A 770-nucleotide genomic window follows, 5' to 3' on the forward strand; every position below is an offset into this window, starting at 1 on the left:
TTGTTTGGCGGTATGAGATAATAAACCGCTACCACCAAACACATCTACAATCGTCCAGCCTTCGCCGTTACCGTCGATATTATCATTTAAAATTTGACTAAAATGTTTCAAAAACATTCTTTTTTGCCCAATGAATGGAAGTGGAGCTTGCTTAAATATAGTACGCTCCTTTACACTCATTTTGCTCTTTTTCCATTATCGTAACATCTCCTTTTTATTTAAAATCACAGCCAACTGATTCGGACTAAACCGCCAGCCCTGTTCGCTGTTAAAAATCGCATTAAAACACCACTCAGAGCAAAAGAACCGCTCTCCACGTTGCTTAAATCCAAGCACTACGCCCAATGCTCCCCAAAGGTCATACTTTTTACCTTTGGTTATTTCAAAGTAAAATCTAATTTGAGCCTCTGTCACATTTGGTAGCTCAACCAAATCCCACTTAGAGCGGTCAGATACGTTGATAATTTTGCAACGCACACCACCATCACGGAGGCTTGAGCTATAACACTCAAACCATTCTTCTTGGTGATAATGGTCGAAAATTCGACTTTTATGTATTGCAATCTCACAATGCGAGTATTGCCCTTTGGTTGCCTTTCTAATCAACCAATCTTCAAGCCGTTCACGCCAGTTTTTAGTATTACCTTTATATAAAGCAAGGTAGATTTTATCCATTATCTACCTCCGTAGGTAATTGATACACAACCTCAATCCCCTCAATCTCTTCTGCAGTTTTTGCCATCTTGAGTAAATCCTCAAAGTGTTGGCGT

The 770-nt window shown here is 39.5% G+C and carries 1 protein-coding gene and 1 pseudogene; both read right to left on the reverse strand.

What is annotated here, in order from left to right; genetic code table 11:
• Positions 1-180 (reverse strand): annotated as a pseudogene (locus tag B0183_RS12825) (hypothetical protein); the annotation flags it as partial.
• Positions 181-195: 15 nt separating this feature from the next.
• A complete protein-coding gene (locus B0183_RS10865; protein WP_078208783.1) occupies positions 196-675 on the reverse strand; it encodes an enoyl-CoA hydratase in 480 nt (159 codons plus the stop codon).
• Positions 676-770: the final 95 nt, after the last annotated feature.

The sequence above is a fragment of the Glaesserella parasuis genome (assembly GCF_002015085.1).
GTDB classification, from domain to species: Bacteria; Pseudomonadota; Gammaproteobacteria; order Enterobacterales; family Pasteurellaceae; genus Glaesserella; species Glaesserella parasuis.

Bases quoted from the DNA above. Each gene is read 5' to 3' on its own strand.
- B0183_RS10865 (WP_078208783.1), bottom strand. From the start codon at position 675: ATGGATAAAATCTACCTTGCTTTATATAAAGGTAATACTAAAAACTGG.